This window comes from Bacteroidales bacterium, assembly GCA_031275285.1.
Classification (GTDB): domain Bacteria; phylum Bacteroidota; class Bacteroidia; order Bacteroidales; family UBA4181; genus JAIRLS01.
The window spans coordinates 1-19536 of sequence record JAISOY010000184.1; the positions used below are offsets into that span (position 1 = coordinate 1).

The 19536-nt window shown below is 39.9% G+C and carries 11 protein-coding genes and 1 pseudogene; 3 read left to right on the top strand and 9 right to left on the bottom strand.

Going from position 1 to position 19536, the window contains the following annotated elements; translation table 11 throughout:
* Positions 1–46 precede the first annotated feature (46 nt).
* Positions 47–718: a hypothetical protein gene (locus LBQ60_18090; GenBank protein MDR2039837.1), complete on the bottom strand. Its 672-nt coding sequence runs from the start codon at positions 716–718 to the stop codon at positions 47–49.
* A gap of 376 nt (positions 719–1094) precedes the next feature.
* Here LBQ60_18090 and LBQ60_18095 point away from each other — a divergent pair, with 376 nt between their 5' ends.
* On the top strand, positions 1095–2195 hold the full coding sequence (locus LBQ60_18095) for an alkaline phosphatase (protein ID MDR2039838.1): 1101 nt from the start codon (positions 1095–1097) through the stop codon (positions 2193–2195).
* A gap of 36 nt (positions 2196–2231) precedes the next feature.
* Positions 2232–3461 carry a cysteine desulfurase gene (locus LBQ60_18100; GenBank protein ID MDR2039839.1) on the top strand — a complete coding sequence of 410 codons (1230 nt, stop codon included), beginning with the start codon at positions 2232–2234 and terminating at the stop codon, positions 3459–3461.
* 143 nt (positions 3462–3604) lie between these two features.
* On the opposite strand, the gene LBQ60_18105 is transcribed toward LBQ60_18100, so the two are convergent.
* The 3 genes from LBQ60_18105 to LBQ60_18115 form a co-directional block, all read right to left on the bottom strand.
* Complete coding sequence (locus LBQ60_18105; GenBank protein ID MDR2039840.1) at positions 3605–4600, bottom strand: hypothetical protein; 996 nt, start codon at positions 4598–4600, stop codon at positions 3605–3607.
* Between the two features lie 286 nt (positions 4601–4886).
* On the bottom strand, positions 4887–6359 hold the full coding sequence (locus tag LBQ60_18110) for a hypothetical protein (protein ID MDR2039841.1): 1473 nt from the start codon (positions 6357–6359) through the stop codon (positions 4887–4889).
* A 76-nt stretch (positions 6360–6435) separates the two neighbouring features.
* Positions 6436–7701, bottom strand: coding sequence for a hypothetical protein (locus tag LBQ60_18115; GenBank protein MDR2039842.1), 1266 nt, complete (start codon positions 7699–7701; stop codon positions 6436–6438).
* Positions 7702–7802: 101 nt separating this feature from the next.
* Here LBQ60_18115 and proS point away from each other — a divergent pair, with 101 nt between their 5' ends.
* Positions 7803–9275, top strand: a complete 1473-nt coding sequence (gene proS, locus LBQ60_18120) for a proline--tRNA ligase (GenBank protein MDR2039843.1) — start codon at positions 7803–7805, stop codon at positions 9273–9275.
* A gap of 13 nt (positions 9276–9288) precedes the next feature.
* Here proS and LBQ60_18125 read toward each other — a convergent pair whose 3' ends face one another.
* From LBQ60_18125 to LBQ60_18145, 5 genes and pseudogenes are all read right to left on the bottom strand, one after another.
* Positions 9289–12897, bottom strand: a complete 3609-nt coding sequence (locus tag LBQ60_18125) for a PAS domain S-box protein (protein ID MDR2039844.1) — start codon at positions 12895–12897, stop codon at positions 9289–9291.
* Positions 12898–13718: 821 nt separating this feature from the next.
* A pseudogene (locus LBQ60_18130) lies at positions 13719–13999 on the bottom strand (glycosyltransferase).
* Between the two features lie 82 nt (positions 14000–14081).
* Entirely contained in the window at positions 14082–15944 is a 1863-nt protein-coding gene (lepB, locus tag LBQ60_18135; protein MDR2039845.1) for a signal peptidase I, read from the bottom strand.
* Positions 15945–16110: 166 nt separating this feature from the next.
* Positions 16111–17457, bottom strand: a complete 1347-nt coding sequence (locus tag LBQ60_18140; protein MDR2039846.1) for a hypothetical protein — start codon at positions 17455–17457, stop codon at positions 16111–16113.
* 18 nt (positions 17458–17475) lie between these two features.
* A partial coding sequence (locus tag LBQ60_18145; GenBank protein ID MDR2039847.1) for a Plug domain-containing protein occupies positions 17476–19536 on the bottom strand: 2061 nt, incomplete at its 5' end.

The window sequence follows — 19536 nt, forward strand, 5'->3', positions numbered from 1 at the left end:
ATGTATAAAAATACGCAATCGATTGCGTATTTTTATACATATACCATTAATTATCAATACGTTTGCCCGTCATCTTATCGAAAAATTTACTGATTCCCAATACCATTACACCAAAAGATACAGCGATCAATATAAAAAGCATATTGATTTCCCCATCTGTATTGAAAGATAATTTCAACATTATAGTAGATATGATGAATCCTGAATTCCTGATTACCTTGCTGAAACTTTCCGTCAGCCTATAAGTGAACAATAACAGCAATACTTCCGTTAATATCAAGGCAGTAAAGAATGTACCAAAAAAAGTATTGCTCATTTCTTTTAATACTGAAACCAAATTATTCAGCGATAAAGAAGGAAAATGATATAATTCAATAAAACTGGCCATGAAAACAAAAATAAAGACGGCAAATAATATCAAAGAAAGTACTTTTTTGATCAGAATAAAGTTTTTTTCTTTATTACTACAGGCCGATTCATCAATTCGGACATGTTTATAACCAGACAATTGATAAAAACAGAAAATCAGTAGAAATAATAAAAGCAAACCGCCAAATGTCCATAATAATCCGGAAATATTATTGACATCATACACTCTTTCCATGGAAGATAAATTGGCCAGATCATCAAATGTTCTCCGAATAAGTATAATGGCTATGATTTCATATTGTTTTGCCAGGTAAGTTGTGATTGATTCTGTCAGATAATAGATCAGCAAATATATTTCATATAAAAGTAAAAGAGAAAACGGAGTATAAATAGCGGCTAATAAATTCGGAGGACTTCCGTTTGTTGTGTAGAAATGAACAGGAATTATTCCCCAGTTTATAAATATTATCGCCAGCGAATGAAGGATAAATAATATGATCGCAGCAAAAAAAATGATCCTTGCAAAAAGAATTTTCCTCGGTGCCGATAAAAAAAATGAATATAATTTATTAATATACCTAGCAATCATTATAAATGTCGTGTATTTTTTTTAGATATTATTTATTCCGGGGACTCTTAAAAAATCCCAGCATAAATGTACCAAAATAAATCCGGATGCACAAATCTCCATAAAAATCCATACTTTTGTATTCATTAGAAACTCAATGATAGTGAAAAATACAGTGAAAAATTTCTGGATAATACTATGGTTGTTTTGCATTCTAACCTCTTCGTTTGGCAATGAAAACCCCAGCAAAAACCCGGAACCGGCCAGGGTCAAAAATGTCATCATCATGATCGGTGATGGAATGGGTGTGGCCCAGGTATATGCAGGATTAACCGCAAACAAAGGTAACCTGAATCTTGAACGATGCCGCCATATCGGCTTTTCAAAAACTTATTCCGCCAATAATTATATCACTGATTCTGCTGCAGGAGGAACTGCTATTGCCTGTGGCATAAAAACGAACAACAGCATGATCGGCATGGACCCGGATAAAAAAAGTGTCAAATCTATGCTGGAATACGCTGCTGAATATGGAATGTCAACAGGAATTGCTGTCACTTGTGAAGTCACCCACGCCACGCCCGCTTCATTTTATGCACATCAACCACAACGTGATATGGAAGAAAAAATCGCAATCGATCTTTTGAATTCGGATATCACAGTTTGCATCGGTGGTGGACGTAATAAACTTGAAAAACGTTCAGACAAACAAAATATTACCGAGCAAATGAAATCTAAGGGCTATCAAATTGCTTATAGTATGGATGAGGTGAAAAAGGTTGAGTCGGGAAAGCTACTCGGATTAATGGCTAAAAACCATCTGGGTTCTTTTCCTGGCAGGGGAAATATGCTTCCGGATGCTGTACAGACCTCTATCAATATATTGAAAAAAAATACAAAAGGATTTATATTGATGGTAGAGGGATCACAGATCGATTTTGGGGGACATACCAACAATACAAACAGAATTACGAATGAAATGCTGGATTTTGACAGCGCTATTAAAGTGGCATTGGATTTTGCAGAACAAACTCCCCAAACACTGGTGATCATTACGGCTGACCATGAAACAGGAGGTATGACTATTACCGGAGGCAACTTCAAAAAAGGAGATGTAAAAGCTAAATACACATCCAAGAGGCATACCGGAGTTATGGTACCTATATTTGCTTTCGGAACAGGAGCTGAAGAATTTACAGGTATTATCGAAAATACGGATATCCTGCCGAAAGTCCTTAGTTTATGCGGTATTAAATAATTAATATATAAATTTAATCAACTAAATCGACCATACTTGTTAAATATTAATGAAATTCGTTCCGATTTTCCTATACTGAACCAAAAAGTATATGGAAAACCTGTTGTTTACCTGGATAATGGGGCAACTACCCAAAAACCCCAAATAGTAATCGATACACTTGTACGAATGTATTCCGAACTAAATGCCAATATACACAGAGGAGTACATTATTTGAGTGAACAGGCCACCGAAGCATACGAAAATGCACGGAGGACTGTCCGTGATTTTTTGAACGCGGAACTATCACAGGAGATTATTTTCACTTCCGGAGTTACATCCAGCATAAACCTGGTTGCATTTTCATATGGCGAAAGGTTTATCCAACCCGGGGATGAAGTAATTGTATCTACCATGGAGCATCATTCGAACATCGTCCCATGGCAGATGATGTGCGATAGAAAAAAAGCCCGTTTGAAAGTAATACCGATCACGGACAAAGGTGAACTGATCATTGAAGAATACAATAAATTATTATCTCCAAAGACAAAAATAGTTGCCATAACACATGTGTCTAATACGCTCGGTACGATTAATCCGGTAAAAAAAATCGTAGAAATGGCTCATGATGCTGGCGCCCATGTGCTCATTGACGGTGCACAATCTGTACAACATACAAAAATTGATGTACAGGAAATTGGATGTGATTTTTTCGCTTTTTCAGGACATAAATTGTATGGACCTACCGGCATCGGCGTTTTATACGGACGCAAAGAGTTACTGGATGAATTGCCGCCATATCAGGGTGGCGGGGACATGGTCAATTGTGTTACTTTCGAAAAAACCACTTATAACGAATTACCTTTCAAATTTGAAGCGGGAACAGCCAACTACATAGATGCCGTTGGATTGGAAAGTGCCATTAAGTATATTGACTCTATCGGTTTGAAAAATATTCATGAATACGAACACGACCTAATGCTCTATGCCCGTGAAAAAATCAACCATATTGACGGGATACAGATATTCGGTGATGCTGAAAATAAAATTGCTACTTTTTCATTTCTCCTGAAAAATATACACCCTTATGATACCGGAATGGTACTGGATAAAATGGGAGTAGCTGTCCGTACAGGTACGCATTGCACACAACCATTAATGCAGCGGTATGGAATTGAAGGAACTGTCCGCGCTTCAATGGTATTCTATAATACACGGGAAGAAGTAGATCTTTTGTGTGAAGGATTAGAAAGGGTAAAAAAACTTTTCAACCAAAATTTTGTATAAGGATCTTGAATTTCATAAGGCTTTCCTTTAAATCCTCATAAGAGATTCAGGTTAAAAGCCATTTAGTGGTCTTATATTTAACCGATCACATCCCCTTCAAACCCTCCCCTGACCGGAAGAATAGGGCTTTGAGGCTGACGGCATTATTTCAAAGACGGGTCGAATTCGACGCCGAAAGCTGTAATAGCATTTTTTAACAGGGAATCGATACCTGCGGCTCCGGCAGCATCGTACTGTTTATAATATTCATAGAACCATTTATATTGATCCGCCCACTGTGGTAAAAATATTTTCGGCTTGGTCCTAAATATATCGTCTTTCTTCTTCTCGATAAATGTTTCGAAGGCTATATAGATAATGTTGTTATCTAAATTGAATTGATTGTTAATCTCTTTGTTAGCATACAGCGAATCGATAACTGGTTTAATAGTGAATATACCGATCTCGTGAATTATAAGGTCATAAACGTAATTGATCGTGCTTTCATCGGCAGTTATGCCGAAATTATTGCGTACCGGGCTAATGTCGTTTGCGGATGGGAGACAGTCCAGTTGATTGGCATATGATAGTACCAGCTCCTTTTTGTCTTCTGGATATGTCAGTCCCAGGCCCTTTTCCCATTCCGAAATCGGATCGTGCCCTTCGAACTTGTCTTCCAGTTTAGCCTTTGCATCTTCGAGAAGAGGTTTTATCTCGGGCCAAACATTATCTTTGAAGTACCTGTAATTTCTTCCCATTATGGCCGTTACATCCAGGCAGATACGGTAAAGTTCGTCCGGGACATGGCCTTTCATCTCATCGGTCAGTCGGTTCAGCAACGCAATATATTCTCCAATATCGATCTTTTCGCGTAATGGATAGAAAAATATCCCGCCTGTTAAATCTCCGCTTTTACCATTCGCCCATGCAATCAGTTCCCTGTGGTTGTATATGAACTCCCTGTCAGTCTGCAGTACCGTATGTCCGTATTTATCGGAATAGGGGCTGGTGTCTTTATCCCAGATGTTGGACGACGCAAAAATGTGCCACAGGTAATTCGGCAATACTTCAATACTTGCAATTACCTCTTTTTTGGGGGTAGTAGACCTGTTTATTATCATGCCCAGAGAGAAGGCTGTCACTAATAGGAATATACGCATATTTCATAAGTTATTTAGGTAATAATGTCTTATATAATTTCGAATTTAGAATCAATAACAATCTGAATATTAATAAATTTAAATAATGGTTTGTGTAATTATATTTTATAATCGATATAAAATTATTAAAAAACCTGTTTCTTTTCGAAGAAACCTTATCCGAGCATCCAAAAACCAAGCAACTTGCAGCTATTTTTAGGTATTGCTTAGACAAAACCCACGTTATTTGCATAAAAAATGCCGGTATCTTTAAACAAGAACCGGCATTTTTTGAAAATATATCCTATTAAAATTTAAAGCCCACTGTAACCATAACTTTATGATTGGTATTTTGTAGAACCGGACTGATAATTACATTGGGAGCCGGTTCATACATGTCATAGAAACGTTTGGGATACTGCGTATATACGTATGCACCATCCATATAAAAATTACGTACCCTGAATCCCAATCCTCCTGAATAACTGATGGTACCCTTATTTTTAAATTCAGTATTATCAAAATAATCATTCTTAAAGGCAGTAGGGTAATAGGCCACCCCACCGCGTAAGGAAATATTTCCCAAACGAACTTCTGCTCCTCCTTTAAGATTGACCACATTCTTATAGATATCGGATACATCATTATTTATAGCTCCAAAATCGGCATTCGGTAACATTTCTGCTTTTGAATAATCTACAAATTCAGCATCAAAACTTAATATACCGTAACTTCCCAATACCAAAGCCGCACTGGCATTATAACGCCATGGTGTAGTCATCCGGTATTTCCGTTCTCCGATAGGACTTTCAGCCCAATAATAATCATCATTAGGTTTTTCAGCATTTGGTGCTTGATTGAAAAAAGCCTCCATTTCTGTTGCCAGTTCCGGTCTCAGCCAATAATGAGTGGGTGTATGTACAGAAGCACCTAAACGTAAAAAGTTAAAAGGACGATAGATGGCTCCTACTTTAAAATTCATCCCCCAACCATTGATCACATAGTCGGATTTGAAAACAAAATAATCCAAAATGTCATAACCCGGAAATTCCAGATGGTCATAGAACTCTTCATAATGTACATCATGTATGCCCCACGTAGCTCCCATATAAAATTGATTACTGATATTAGTCCCTAATGAAATCGCATATTCACCGATTCCACCGCGGTACCCCATTGTTCTTTTTAATTCCTGGTTATAAACTGAGCCGTTATCTATATAATCATTTATATATTGCGTTTCTCCACTTGGCTTCCAAACAGTTAAAGTATTCATTGCCAACTGCTCATACCAAGAATCAATTCTACCATCATTTGTCCTCCAAACAAATTCATCCAATAAAGAAGACTCAACAACAGTATTGACATAAGCATCCGAAGAAAAATCGGCCAACCGGTTATAGGCAACACCAAATGTTAAAGATTGGACACCTTTAGGTTTATGGAAATTCCAAGTATAAACATATCCCACATTATTGATCCTGAACCGGGTATTTTTTTCTTTAAAATCGGTATGAAGAAAAGAGGCATTGTTTCTTGTAAAGCTTAGAGCCGGCGTAAATGTAAACTCTGATCCGCGATAAACACCTAACCCGGCAGGGTTTGTACTTAATGTGGACAGATCGCCCCCTAAAGCTCCGAAAGCTCCACTCATAGCTGATGAACGTGCTGTTCCACCTGAAAAATATTGGGAAAATAATAACGCATCCCCTGCATGTTGTGAAAACGCATTACCGACAAATAGCGCGCTACCAATAAATAACATTAAGATCTTTTTCATAGATTCAAAGTTAAATTAAGATGAGACCAATTTGCATCTTTCGCCGATGTAGATTGGTCTCATTATTCCGTAATGATTATCGTCTGCTTCCCGATCCGCTGCTACCTCTGGAACTACTGGACGAACTGCTGCTGCTCGAACTGCTGCTTCTTGAAGGTGCGCTATAGCTACTGGACGAACTACTACTTCTCGAAGGTGCACTATAACTACTGCTTGATGAGCTACTGCTCCTTGAAGGAGTAGAATATGACGGTGTAGAAGTGCTTCTTGAACTTGAAGATGATGAATTCGAATAATTCGATGACGACCTTGATGAACTACTGGTTACATTACTCGAAGAGCTTGTTCTTGAAGAACTTGTATTCTGATTGGTACGCGGAGTAGTATATGATGACGATGTAGATGTCCGGCTACTACTATTAACTGCGGTACTTGTGCTTGTACTTGTTCTTGATGGTGACGTACTGGAAGAACTTACCCGGCTAGAACTACTGCTTGTTGACGTCCGGCTGGGTGTTGTCGCCGATGAACGGGTATAATCCGATCGTGTAGAAGTACGGTATGCGTTACTGGATGTTGAAGTCCTGGTTGGTGTCGACGATACAGTACTGGTTCTGCGCGATGATGATCCTGATGTTCCGGCATAAACTGAACTTCCGCCACGCCTGTTGATCGGGCCGCTAACAGTGGTTCTCGGCCTTGGTTTATAATAGTGATGGTGATGATAACTCGGATAATAATCCCAATAGCTATAATACGGATATCCCCAATAATTATAGTAAGGCCTGTAATAATAAGACGGATATCCCCATCCATAACTTAAACCCCATCCGTAATAAGAACTATAATAGAAACCAAATCCCGGACTGTACCAAGGATCATAAAACCAAGGATCATAATAGAACCGGTCAAAACGATTGAGGCGGTAAGAATACGAGTCATAATAATTATCATAATAATTATTGGTGACATAAGTATTTCCTTCTCCATCCTTCGTCTGGGTTGATTCTACATATGCATAACTTTCCCCCTGATCCGGAGATTCGTAATACTCAACAGGTGCACTCTGGGTTTGTTCTTCACCTGCTTCCTGTGCCAAACGATATTTTTCATAGTTACTTAAACCCTCTTCATCAGAAGTTTGTTCGGTATAACTATTTGCGGCCGTTGTTGACACCTTACCGGATGACACAGCAGCCGATTGAGATGCAACCACCTGATTCTGGTTCTTCGGACGATAATAAATATCATCTTCATATGAAGATGTCGTGGCTACTTTACCCGAAGAACAGGCCGTTGCTGCTACAGCAAATAAACCTGGTATAAAATATATTGCTCTCATGACTCGCCCTCCTGTTTTTGGGTTAATGGAAATTTATATACTTTTGCAATGATATTCATTTATCAAATACAATACAAATTTTATACCAAAAAAAAGTTTCAATGGCTAAGGGAGTTACAAGTAGGGAAGAAAATTATTCACAGTGGTACAACGAGTTAGTGGTAAAGGCAGACCTGGCAGATAATTCGGCTGTGCGGGGCTGTATGGTTATTAAACCATATGGATATGCGATATGGGAAAAAATGCGTGACCAATTGGATAAAATGTTTAAGGAAACAGGACATGTGAATGCCTATTTCCCTTTATTTATTCCGAAATCCTTTTTTAGTAAGGAAGCCAGTCACGTAGAAGGTTTCGCCAAGGAATGTGCTGTAGTTACCCATTACCGTTTGAAAAATTCACCTGACGGAAAAGGAATTGTAGTTGATGATGATGCCAAACTTGAAGAAGAACTGATCGTACGCCCAACTTCCGAGACCATCATCTGGAATACTTATAAAAACTGGATACAATCATACCGTGATCTCCCCATCCTGGTGAACCAATGGGCAAATGTGGTTCGTTGGGAAATGCGTACCCGCCTGTTCCTGCGTACTGCTGAATTTCTCTGGCAGGAAGGCCATACCGCACATGCTACGGAAGCAGAGGCACTGGAAGAAACCGAACGGATGATCAACGTATATGCAGATTTTGCAGAAAATTATATGGCAGTTCCGGTAATCAAGGGTGCTAAAACTGCTAATGAACGATTTGCAGGGGCATTGGAAACTTATTCTATCGAAGCCATGATGCAGGATGGAAAGGCTCTTCAGTCAGGAACTTCACATTTCCTGGGACAAAACTTCGCCAAGGCTTTCGATGTAAAATTTGCCACTAAAGAAGGAAACCTTGATTATGTATGGGCTACCTCCTGGGGGGTATCTACCCGTCTGATGGGGGCATTAATTATGGCTCATTCGGATGATAACGGCCTGGTACTGCCACCTAAACTGGCTCCTATACACGCAGTTATTGTTCCGATATATCAAAAACCGGAACAACTACCGATCCTGGAAGAAAAAATCCTGCCCCTGAAGAAAGAACTGGAAGCAAAAGGCCTTACTGTAAAGTTCGACGACAGGGACACCGTGAAACCGGGTTTCAAGTTCGCCGAACATGAACTAAAAGGAATACCTGTGCGTATCGCTATAGGTCCACGTGATGTAGAAAACGGCACGGTAGAAATTGCCCGCCGTGATACGCTTGAAAAGAACACCTATCCGATCAATGAAGCAGCAGAAATCGTCGCCAGGCTGATGGATGAGATCCAGGAAAATATATACAAAAAAGCATTGGACTTTAGGGAAACCAACACATACAAAGTTGATTCCTATGATGAATTCAAAGCTATTCTGGAAAAAGGAGGGTTCATCATGGCTCACTGGGATGGTACGCCGGAAACGGAGGAACTCATTAAGGAGGAAACCAAAGCTACTATCCGCTGTATTCCTTTTGATGCACCGGAAGAAGTAGGTAAATGCATCCGTACGGGAAAACCGTCGACTAAAAGGGTATTATTTGCAAGAGCCTATTAAAACCGGCTTTCACTTATTTTTCATATAAATCGGCGAGTTCTATTATCTCTTTTATTTGCGAATAACGAATCGGTTCTTTTAATATTTTCCTGCAATTAACCTTGCGGATCAATTCTTTATCATCCTGTTCGTTGACGATTAAGACCAGGGGAAGATTTTCCCGGATCGAATCCAGATGCCGGATATTTTCATCATCTTTTCTGAATATGGCACTGTTTACCATAACAACATCGATATATTCCGATTGGCTGACCTGATCAAGCCATTCCCGGCTATTTCCGGCATATAAGACAGATGCTCCCGATAGGGAGAGTAAATCTTTATAATATTCATATTTCATCATTTGTGGTTCGACGACCAAAACAGTCACTCTATTTTCATCACCGTTTTCGGGTTCTTCCCTTGTTTTGAACAAATCCCTGTCTTCCTTATCAATAGGAATATATGTAATGGTAAAATAAAATGTTGATCCTTCGTTTGGAATGGAATCTACATATAAATCTCCTCCCATCAACTGGGCCATACTTTTTGAAATAGTCAACCCCAGACCTGTTCCCCCGTATTTTCGATTGCTGGTCATCTCAACCTGCCGGAAACGTTCAAAAATAATATCCAACTGGTCTTTTTCAATACCGATGCCAGTATCTTCCACCAGAAACTCTAGTGTATCAGAACTTTTCAATCTATATGACAACCGGATATAACCTTTATCCGTAAATTTTACGGCATTATTTACCAGATTAGTCAGGATCTGTCCTAAACGAACGGGATCGACATATATCACACAATCATTCATAAAACCGCTTTCATCCAGCAAAATCGTCACCTTTTCCTTATGGCGGGCAATCAGGGATGTCTCAAAAAACACCTGTACCTCTCTCATCAAGTTATTGATATTCAACATAGCCGGATGAATACTCATTTGCCTGGCTTCTATTTTTGCAACATCAATAATGTCATCGATCAGCTTTACAAGTTGAGCGCTGCTGTTCTTAATGATGTTGATATATTCCCTTCTTCGTTCGGGAGAAAGTTCGTCGTCGGCAAGAAATCCCAAAAACCCATTGATCCCATTTACCGGAGTCCTTATCTCGTGCGACATATTAGCTAAGAAGGCAGATTTCAGCTTATCAGATTCTTCTGCTTTCTCTTTTGCCCTGATTAACTCCACTTCATCTTTTTTTCGTTCGGTAATATCCATCAGATATTCCATATATACTTTACGGCCATCTATCCAATTTATAACTGTTTCAGTACATGCATACCATTTCTTTGTATTCGGGCTCCAGTATTCCTTGGACAACAATCCTTCCGGGTATTTTTCTTTGTCTTTCAATGAAATGTTAGGACGAAAATCAACAGGAGAACGTTTATTGTAGGACATTTGCATCCACTGTTTTCCCTCAATCCGGTCATCCCCTATTTGTTCTTTTAGTTTTTTATTGGCGAACAGTATTTCATCTGTATCATAATCGACCACATATATGCTTGCATTGATATTATCCAGTACTGTATGAATTGTTTGCCGGGATTGCCGCAACGCTTTTTCTGCCCAGTTACGAAGAATGCTTTCCGATACAATCTGGGAAAGATGTTGCAACAGGTTTATCTCCCATGGTTCCCATTCCCTGTTTTGGAAACAATCTTCAAAACCGATAAATCCGTAATTGATCCCGTTATTGACCAAAGGCAATACCATAATCGATTTGATCCCTTGTGTTACCAACACATCGTATGTATCTCCGGGTAAATTACTGATATCCGGCTCACAGATATAACTTCCCGATTCGAAGACATCAAACCAATATTGCACGGCACCTGGGGATGCGTCCTGTAAATAATCGATCTGCGGATCTACTCCTTCATTACACCATTCATAATTATTCCGGAGCGTTTTTCCCTTATCTGTCTTTACAAATGTATACACCCGGCTAATATTCAAAAAACGGCCGATTTTTTCCAATGCTTTGTTGATGGCATCTTCCAGATTTTCGGAAAATTGCACTATCTGCAAAATATCGATCAGCTCAGCCTGCTTTAAGCTGATTTTTTCCAATTCAAATTCTGTACTTTTTCTTTTGGAAATGTCTATCATGAACCCTTCCCATACTTCTTCTTTAGTATCCAATATACGTTTTGATGCACGAATATGTATCCATTTTTCCTCGCCCGCACCTAATTTTACCAGTGACTCCATGTGCAGTAAGCTTTCTTTACACCGAAGAAAAAAATAATCATACAATTGATCCCGGGCATCCTGCTGAAACATCCCGAATAAAGATTTTCCGGAGTCCATCACCTGATGAGAATCAAGTCCAAACATATCTACCACGGTATCACTAATGAATAAAAATTGGATATTCTTACTTTTCATATCAACAGCCAGTTGAAAAATAATACCTCCGGATAAGTTATTACTGAGGGATATCAGCTGTTCCCGGCTATCTTTTAGTTCCCGGTTTTTTTGTTCCACCATCTGTTCCAGATGATTGCGATAATGCTCCAATTCCTTTGAGGTCTTACGCTCTTTTGTAAAATCATGGGTTATGATACCGATGAAGTAACGATCCGCCAGGGCAATAGGAAATATAGAGGCCTTTATATATTTCTCTTTTCCATCGGGCATCAATAATATCCTTTCTTCAATAATCGGTTGGTTTTTTTTTATATTTCTTAAGTATGCCTGTCTCTCATCCTTCATATGATACCACATCTTTTTCGTTTGTCCTTCATTAGGTAAACGACTGAATATCAAATCCCACTCATATTGATCAATGGCTTCTTCCTTTCTTATACCCGTAAGTTCGACCTGTTTATCATTCCATTCAATTACTTTTCCTTCATGGTCAATGATCACAATACCTTCGAGGGACTGTTCTATAAAATTCTTCCTGATTTTTTCACTATTTTCCAATTGTTGCATTAGCATTTTACGTCTCTTTACCTCTTCCTCCAATTGTTGGTTTTTCACATAAAGTTCCTCATTCGTAGCGTGTAATTCTTCATTAGTAGCATACAACTCCTCGTTGGTAGCGGCAAGCTCTTGATTTACAGTGACCAATTCTTCATTGGTTGACTTTAATTCTTCAGACCTCTCTTTTACCAGGATTTCTAGTTTTTTCCGGTAGACATCCAATTCTGCCTCAAATTCCTTCCGTTCTGTTATGTCGGATACAAAGCCGTCGGAAATGACCTTCTTTTTTTCTTTATGGGGATGTGAAGACAACTGTAACCACCTGATATCATTTTTGCCGAAAAAAAATCTGAATTCCTGATGAATGGTGGTAAGGTTTTTAAAGCTTTCTTTGATTTCTTCCATAAGTCCCGGAGCATCTTCAGGATAAATCACTTCAAAGACCTGGGAGATATTGCCCAACGAATCTTCCACAGAAAGATTCGTTAATTTTTTCCAGGTACTGCTTAAATAGGTCAGTGTAATTTCCTGTGTTTTTTCATCTAACTCGCATCTGATCAAAGCCCCATTAGGCAGATTGTCACCAATGGCTTGTAGCCGGTCACGTTCTGCAATTAATTCATGTTGAGTTTTTCTCAAATCATCCGAATGACTCATTTCATTGGAATTCCCGCTTACTAATGTTTTCACTTCCTCCGTTGATCTCATATTTATAACCGATAATTTATGATATAACATAAATGAACTGATCAAGTCGTTTCATTTATGTTATAAACACTCATTGTACCACTTTGGTTTTCGATATTGTTCAATTAAATAGGAAAATACTTCTTGTTCGATATGAGTAGTCATTCCCGAATTCTTCCCTATAAGAAAACCAGTATATCCCGTTATGATGGATGAAGTAACGGCTTTTTATACCACAATATTTTTTATTGGTTCCAATAATTCCGTTCTTTGTTGTTCTACGACAACAAAATGAGAAAGAGTACTTTCTTTTGTCTCTTTTCACAGAAAAAAAGATAAGCAGTCAATAACAATGATATCTGTCTTATTTTGATGCTCCTGTTTGATTTAACAAACCTTCAATGTAGTAGAATCTATAAAACTGATTCCTGTTCAACTACCCATCCGACAGTTCTTCAAAAAAACCAAAAGAGCTGTACCCGTCATTAGGGCTCAATAAAAAGGTTATAGGAGACTGTTTGAAGGAAATAAGATTGGCAATGCCCTCAGGATGTGGCTCTCCATGGTTTGATAAAATAATAGCAGAATATCTGTTAAATAGAAAATATCCACTGAATCAGACTTCATATCAGATAAGACTTTATCGTATACATCTTAAAATAACCAACTTAAAATACAAAAACCTTCCCTGTTTTTCAAATAAAATCTTAACATTTTACATCGAGCTCAAGTATTATTTCCGTTTCCGCTAGTTAATGCCTGAAATCACTTACCATTTTTTGGCAATAGTGGTCCCCTCATTGTAACAGGGAACCAGTAAACATATTTTTGTCATATCTTGGTTATACCACATCATATCCTTCTTCCCACCTGTTTAGCATTTCCGGAATCAACTCCGGCGGATGTTGCAAATCGACGTCCATGGTAATGACACTTTCACCCCAGCTATATCCAATACAGCTTTCAATGCATTATGGTGACCAAAGTTACGTGAAAAAGAAAGGTAGCCGATCTTCTTTTCTCGAAAGGTTACTTGTTGCAATACTTTTAATGTACCATCAACACTTTCGTCGTTAACAAAGTTGATCTCGAATTCATACTCAGCGGGAAGATTGTCATCCAAAGTATCCTGTAAAGGATGTAATGTATATTAGATAATTCATTATAAACAGGTATAACGATAGATATTTTTCCCTGTTGTGTTTTCACCGGATAGTTTGGAAAATATACCTTTTGATGTTCGTTTTCTGTCCCGACAGAAAAAGAATAAACGATAGTCTGCCGATGATCTGTTCCTCAGAGATAAGTCCGAAATGCCGGCTGTCTATCGAATTATCCCGATTATCGCCCATCACGAAGTATTCGCGGTGGCCATCCTGTGCTTCGGGAATCAATACAGGACCATAATCATTCCATGTCCAGCCTTCCGGCTGCAACAGTGTGTCGTTCCTTATCCCCGGCACAACTCCTGGCACATCGTCTTTTTGCCCGGAGTTGATACGGATTTTTCCTGCACGTATTTCCAGTTGCTCTCCCGGAAGGCCAACCACACGCTTTACCAATTGCCCCTCGCCGGGTCGAATGAATACCACTATATCATTACGCCTGATGTCGGCATAACCTGGCACGCGACGGTAAGGCCAACTACGGTTCCTGTCGGCCTCGCGGATGTCCTCATTCCATGTGAGGACATTCACAATGGGAATATCGGCAATGCTGCGCGGAAAACGTGCACCGTAGCGAAGCTTGTTTACAACAACCCAGTCTCCTATGGTAAGAGTGTGTTCCATACTCTTACCGGAAACACGTACCGGCTCGAACACAAGCAGACGTAACAGAACAACAGTAGCCAATCCTATCAGGCACCAAAGAACGATCTTTTTGGCCGGGACACGTTCGACACTTGAAGTTTTGTCGACTTGCCGGGCCTTTGAGACCTGGAAACTATTCTTCATCAAAAACCACAACGTACTGCCCGTAAGCGTTGCACCCAGCAGCATGAACGGCATATGCCACACGATGTGGTTCATGTGGGTGTGCAGGTACGAATGTCCCTTGAAAATAATAAACCATGACAAGGGCGCCAGCAACGATACCCAAAGCATGGCAGTAAGAGCCAGTTGCTGCCTAAAGAATGCAGAGTTTTGCCGGATGGTTTTGGACAAAAAAACGACCAAACTGACCCCTGCAAACAACACGATACAGTATCCAAAACTGATAGAACTTAACATTTTCCAAAGAGGAGACCCAAACCAGTGGGATATATCGAGGGCAAATCCATTCCAGTAGGCAGCCAAAACATCCCACTGACTACTGTTCTGACTTTCAATGAATACAGGATCAAATGCTCCACCTCCGCCGTACGAGCGTTTACCAAAACTCCAAACTATGTATCGGAAGCCTTCGCCCAACGATCCCATCACAACCGACAACTGCAATGTCAGCAATGCTATTGCTGACATTACTGCCGTCAGTGTGCCGCACGAAGCGACAACTGCCTGCCTGAGAAATTGCCGCCAGCCCCATCTGTCTGCAACGGCATAAAATACCCATGGAGTAACAGCCATGATCATTGCTGTAGTTATATATTCAAAGCCTGTAAGCAGGCATTTGAGCAGCATAGTGACAAACATCAGCCAAAAGGTTACCCGCAGAGGATGTTTGCCCGCTGATTTATATTTTTGCAAATACCATAGTGCGCACACAAATGGCAAATAAAAAGCACCTAATACCCAAAAAAGATTCCTCCCGAAAGCCGTAACCCATTGCGAAAAGCAAATGGTGATCAACACAAAAAGAGCAGTTACCCAACCCCACCGGCATTGTACCCACATAACAAACAACGTAAACATGAATGCGGTGAAGACACTAACCAACCATTTAAAATAGTCCAATGCAGGATCGCCACTTAGCCCCGTTGCAAAACATATCAATCCATATACAAAAGATTGAAATGCTGATTGAGAATAATACGCCTCATAAGATTCAAAGCTATATAAATTTTGGAATGCTTCGTATTGATACCAATATGGATTTACCCCTTCTTGTGTAGGTTCAATTCTTCCCAAAAAACCGCTATGTGAAAAAACACCGTCTCGTTCAGACAGGATAAGTCTTCCAACAACCAAACTTTCACTATCATACTGAAAATTGTTGAAAAAACTTGCACTCCCCACAATGTTTAATTTGAAATTAAGTGTGAGAATAACAAGAATACAAAAAAAGAAACAGCTTTTACTGTATTTCATGTTCATCTTCTTCCTTATTTTCAATCGTTTCTTCTTCTGGTGTTTCTTTTTGATAGTCTTCTCTCTGTTGTAAAAGATGATGCAACTTAGTTTTCAGGCTTTTATTATCATGCCATACCTGAGTTCTTTGATATGATTGAAAATTCAAAAAAAGAAACCATATTAATCCGCATATTGTTAGGATGATCCGCATTTTTGGCCTTTTTTCCCAAATAACAACAAGATACCAAACTATAATAAAAAAAATACCCGGCAAGGCGAGATAAACATAGCGGTCGGCTATAATGTTGATGCGCGACAAGGGGACAATATGCAACATCAAAGCAATGTGTATCAAAAACCACAACATGCCCAACCACACAGGACGTTGCTTCCAATATTTCCATAGTCCCAAACCTATCATCAGCAAAAATACCGGATATATCCAAAACCTTAAAGGGAGCGGTTCTCCGACTAACATTGGAAAAGGATAGATATAGAAAAGATTGACCGGAATAATGATTTTTACGATATATTCACAAAAGGCATAACAAGCAAATACTATACGATGTAAAAAAGGATAGAACTGCTCTTCTGATAATAGTCCAACATTGTGGGTAGCATGTGATTCTAATGTGACCACGGCAAAAAGTAAAGATAATACAAAAACGGGTATCTTTTCAACCCATATTTGGGTAGTACGAAAATCCCGACGACAAATCAAATCAACCAGTAACAGGCAAACCGGTAACACTATTGCCTGCTCCTTACCACCAAAGGATAAAGCAAAAAACAGCAGCATGGATATGTAAAGAATGATACGACGACGAACACTTTTCTTTTGAATGTAGCCAATGTAACATACAACAGCCAAAAGATAAAAAAACGAATAAACCAATACTTTAGAAGCGCTGACCCAGGCTACCACTTCAACTTGTAAAGGATGCACGGCAAATAAGGCGGCAACTGCGAAAGAAATGACGGATGCTTTCATCATCTTTTGTACACCTAAGTTCATGAGTAATAAACGCCTCAATATGAAAAAAACCAATAATGTATTACCGGTATGCAGCACCAAACTCAAAAAGTGGAACCAAAACGGATCATATCCCACCAACCGATATAAAATGGTATATAACAACTGGTTAACCGGGCTATACTGCCCATAATAGTATTCTGTAAAAATAAACCTGATATTCTCCCATGTCCATAGTTCAGTACCTACATTCATTACCTGCCAGGCATCATCCCAGGCAGTTAAAAATTCATGCCCAAGTATTTTGTGAAAAATAATGCCACATAGAGAAACCAAAGCAGCAACACAAAATGAGACGATTTTAGTATTTGTATTCATATATACTGGTTTTTATACTTATTGGTTTTCAACCACTATTTGATCCCTCTTGTATATCATCTTCCCATCTTCGGTCATTCCCTCAATCACTACCGTATAAGTCGAAGGCGTATCTGCCGTGTAGAAACTAAAACTTGCCTTGCCGTATTCATCTGTAGTAATATTGGGTTGCCAGTGAATGGTCGTTCTCAGGTCGGGTTTTGGATTTCCGGTAGACGTATCGTATTTAGGCGCATAAAATTCGACAGGTTTTTGAAAACCCAACGGAATGACCGGTTTGATATAAGGTGTTTCTTTGGCGTTGAATGTACCTCGCCTGGTAGTGATAGATATTACATGGGAGGGGGATGGTTGTCCTAAATCACTATAATCACCATCATACCTTTTTGGGTGAGGTATAACAAATGTGGCGGCGGCAGAACCGGATAATAAATCGACCTGGGCAATGTCGGCCGGAGACAAATCAAATACATCATCGGCTAAACGGTCATCAACAACAAAATATACAGGGCTATGCCCATAGGTCACACTCCTTGTGTTTGCGGCGATAAAAATTCCCGGAATCCGGTTCAATAGGGAATTGATGCTCGCCGGTGGGTTTCTTTTTAAATCATCCTCGCTAATCACAAATTGAGCATCTCTGGCTTTATAAAAAAAGGAATAATCTTTGCCTTTTATTTTTGACGCAGTAATGGTAACTTCCGGTATGTGGCTGATACGGACCCCATGTTCGTCCACATATTGCTGTTCCGCCTTGCCGGCATACTTAGCAAACATCCCGCGATCAGGTAGACCGGGGGCTACAACAGGGATTTTCCGTTCAGGGTAAGATACTCCGTCGAGGATCAATTCAAGATTTTGATTCTTTCCCTGCGACGTAGCCTGGACAATAAACGCGGTACTGTCAGGCAGATCACCATTGGACAGATAGAACCGTCCATTACGGTCGGTATAAGACATTCCGGTATAATTCCCGTGGATGGCTAAAATGTTCACAAGAGCGCCATCTACGGGACGATTCCTGTTCCGAACTGTTCCGGATACCACATATCCTTTTTGTAACAACGTGTCCGGATACAGCAGATCATTTTTTATGATCCGCTCCGTATCGTACCGGCGCCATCCCTGGGTCTGCATCAGCAGATCAAGTGAATAGACCGACAAATGTCCTTTTTCCCGGAAATAATATCCCGGATCAGGTATGTTTCCGCGCAAATCGGAAGTCAACAGTAGCGTGGTCGATATGTTCATCGTTGTATCGACCGTTACTTCATGACCGTCGGTGACCGAAACGGAAAAGTTTCCTATCAAAGGCTCACCTGTTTCATCCGTAATATGAACCGTATACTCCACTGGAGTCCGAACGGGATAGCTACCCCTACCGGTTTTACCTTCCACTTTTGCCTGATCGTCATTGTGGACAAACACCAGCCGTTCGCTTACCGGGACCATCTCTTTGGTCAATAGAAGCAAATGGCTTACCCCGGATAGGAAAAAATCCTTCGGGAAAACAAGCGGTTCGCTTGTATTTTCCCAAATACGGGCATCCTGCACTATTCCGCGCGTATGAACTATCAAACACAGCGTATCACCGGTTTTTTGAGATTCAGGTTGAAGTACGTTCACCTTCAGATGTTCCCTGCCCCATGTAGCCGACAACACATAACCTGTATTTTGGGCGGCAGGCAGCCTGAATCGTCTGGATTCTCCCTTACTGTTGGTACAAACGGCATCATACGTTTCACCCGGTTCCTGCTTCATCATGAACTGGCCCATACCGCGAACGTCGGTTTTGAATCGGGTAATTTCATTTCCCCGGCTGTCATAAACCTCTCCGCTCACATCTATTTCGGTTCCGTCGCGCTGCAGCGCCTTGAACGCAATGCGCCCTGTGGTGCCGTACAGGACGGAACCGCCTTCGGGATAGAACGATACGTCGAAATCATCATCCGGAAAGGGGATCCTGATGTATTGACGGAAAGGGTTATTTTCATACGTGGCATCCAACAGCATTACACGCTGTTTTTGGTCGTGCGGAAATTCAAAACTAAAGTTTGAAAGTCCCTCATCGCATTTTAC